Origin of the sequence: Flavobacterium sp. (assembly GCF_035760125.1) — a bacterium.
Classification (GTDB): domain Bacteria; phylum Bacteroidota; class Bacteroidia; order Flavobacteriales; family Flavobacteriaceae; genus Flavobacterium.
In genome coordinates, this window is the sequence record NZ_DASTTN010000052.1 from 1 (window position 1) to 2,153 (window position 2,153).

3 protein-coding genes are annotated in these 2,153 nt (G+C 35.6%); 2 read left to right on the plus strand and 1 reads right to left on the minus strand.

Annotation, left to right across the window (positions count from 1 at the left end; translation table 11 throughout):
* Positions 1-220: 220 nt before the first annotated feature.
* Both dusB and VFS71_RS02320 read left to right on the plus strand, forming a co-directional pair.
* Positions 221-1,213 (plus strand): tRNA dihydrouridine synthase DusB, encoded by a 993-nt coding sequence (gene dusB / locus VFS71_RS02315; protein ID WP_326399154.1) that lies wholly within the window; start codon positions 221-223, stop codon positions 1,211-1,213.
* Between the two features lie 58 nt (positions 1,214-1,271).
* A complete protein-coding gene (locus tag VFS71_RS02320; RefSeq protein WP_326399155.1) occupies positions 1,272-1,856 on the plus strand; it encodes a hypothetical protein in 585 nt (194 codons plus the stop codon).
* A gap of 46 nt (positions 1,857-1,902) precedes the next feature.
* Here the strand turns inward: VFS71_RS02320 and VFS71_RS02325 are convergent.
* On the minus strand, positions 1,903-2,153 hold a 251-nt coding region (locus tag VFS71_RS02325; protein ID WP_326399156.1), incomplete at its 5' end, for an FtsX-like permease family protein.

Genomic DNA, 2,153 nt, shown 5'->3' on the forward strand with positions numbered 1-2,153 from the left:
TAAAGCGACAATTAATCTGCAAATATACTCTAAATTCAACAGTTTCAAAGTTTCAAAATAGGAAACTCAAGCATTTACCCAAAGTCTTTTCAAATTGTAATACATATACCCCTTAATTAGTTACCATATTATTCAAAATCACCCTCTTACTTATCTAATGTCATTAAGTTTTTTATCCTTTCGCTTAAAAGATGTAATTTTGCAAAAAATTTAAAGGACGATGATTAAGATTGGCAACATTATATTACCAGAATTCCCCCTATTGTTAGCACCTATGGAAGATGTGAGTGACCCTCCATTCCGCAGATTGTGCAAAACACATGGCGCCGATTTAATGTACTCCGAATTTATTTCTTCCGAAGGACTAATTCGCGACGCCATCAAAAGCCGAATGAAATTAGACATCTTCGATTATGAAAGACCCGTAGGAATCCAAATTTTTGGCGGTGACGAAGAAGCAATGGCGTTATCGTCCAAAATAGTTTCTACTGTAAACCCAGATTTAATAGACATCAATTTTGGTTGCCCTGTCAAAAAAGTCGTTTGTAAAGGCGCCGGTGCCGGTGTTTTGAAAGACGTAGATTTAATGATTCGCTTAACTCAAGCCGTTATTGATAGCACGCATTTGCCTGTTACCGTAAAAACACGTTTGGGTTGGGACGACAGCTCTATAAATATAGACGAGGTTGCCGAGCGTTTGCAAGATATTGGTGTCGCCGCTTTGAGCATCCACGCCAGAACCCGTGCCCAAATGTACAAAGGCCACTCCGATTGGTCACATATTGCCCGTGTCAAAAACAATCCAAGAATCACAATGCCTATTTTTGGTAACGGAGATATTGATTCCCCCGAAAAAGCATTGCATTATAAAAACGAATATGGTATCGACGGAATAATGATTGGTCGTGCCGCCATTGGTTATCCTTGGATTTTCAACGAAATCAAGCATTATTTCAAAACAGGCGAGCATCTAGCAAAACCTACCGTTGCCGACAGAGCCGAAGCCGTGCGTAATCACCTTACGTGGGCAATGGAATGGAAAGGAGAAAGACTTGGTATTGTTGAAACAAGACCGCATTACACCAATTATTTCAAAGGAATTCATTCTTTCAAAACGTACAAACAAAAATTAGTAACACTAGATCGCCCAGAAGAATTATTTACTGTTTTGAATGAGATAGAAGAGGCTTATGCAGATTATCAAATGGTGTAATTATTGATTCCTCTCTTTGATTTTGTAAAATAAAAATTACTTTTGCAAAAAATATAAGATGAAAAATTATTTAGTTTTAGGTTTAGTTTTAATAAGTTTTTTAGCAAACGCACAAGAAACACAACAAGTATCGGTTGAAAAAAGTTTGAATAGTGTGCAGGTTGGATTACTTAGTCTTAGCTTTCAGAATGAAACACGATTAGACCGAAAAATAACATTAAGAAGTGAAATTGGACTCTCAACCGGATCTTCAACTGCGAAATATCCTGATGGTAAAACGGAAACATCTTTTTTAATCGTACCGTATATTAATATAGAGCCACGTTGGTATTATGGTTTAGACCGCCGTAATCGTTTGAACAAAAACACAATAAATAACGGTTCTAATTATTTTTCTCTTTTAACGACTTATGTTCCTAGTAGAATGGCTTTAGTAAACACCAAGGATTTTGAAGCTGCTCCTTTCATTTCTATAATTCCGGAATATGGTATTCGAAGAACTAGTATCCGTAAGCATTTTTATTCTGAGTGTTCTGCTGGAATTGGCTATAGACACAATTTTTTTAACAAACCTTATACTTACACAATTGATGAAAATGAAGTGGTTATTAATTTCCAATTCAAATTTGGTTATATCTTTTAGAATTTTAAAAGTAAAAAAGGTGGTTGGTGGAATTTGTTAAGAAAAATTAATCCAACAACTTCTTACTCACTCGGCTGCTCGCGATTAACGAAGCAATAAAACCAAGCGTTATTATAGTAGCCATTACAATAAGTATATTTTCTATAGTAAAAACCACTGGATAAGCCAGTGTGGGAGTTATCATTATCAGTTCATACTGTTGCTGTAATACAACAAAAACAACACCCAATAACAAACCGATAATTCCGCCAAAAACACTCAACAGAGTTCCTTGCAGTAAAAATATATTCCGTAAAT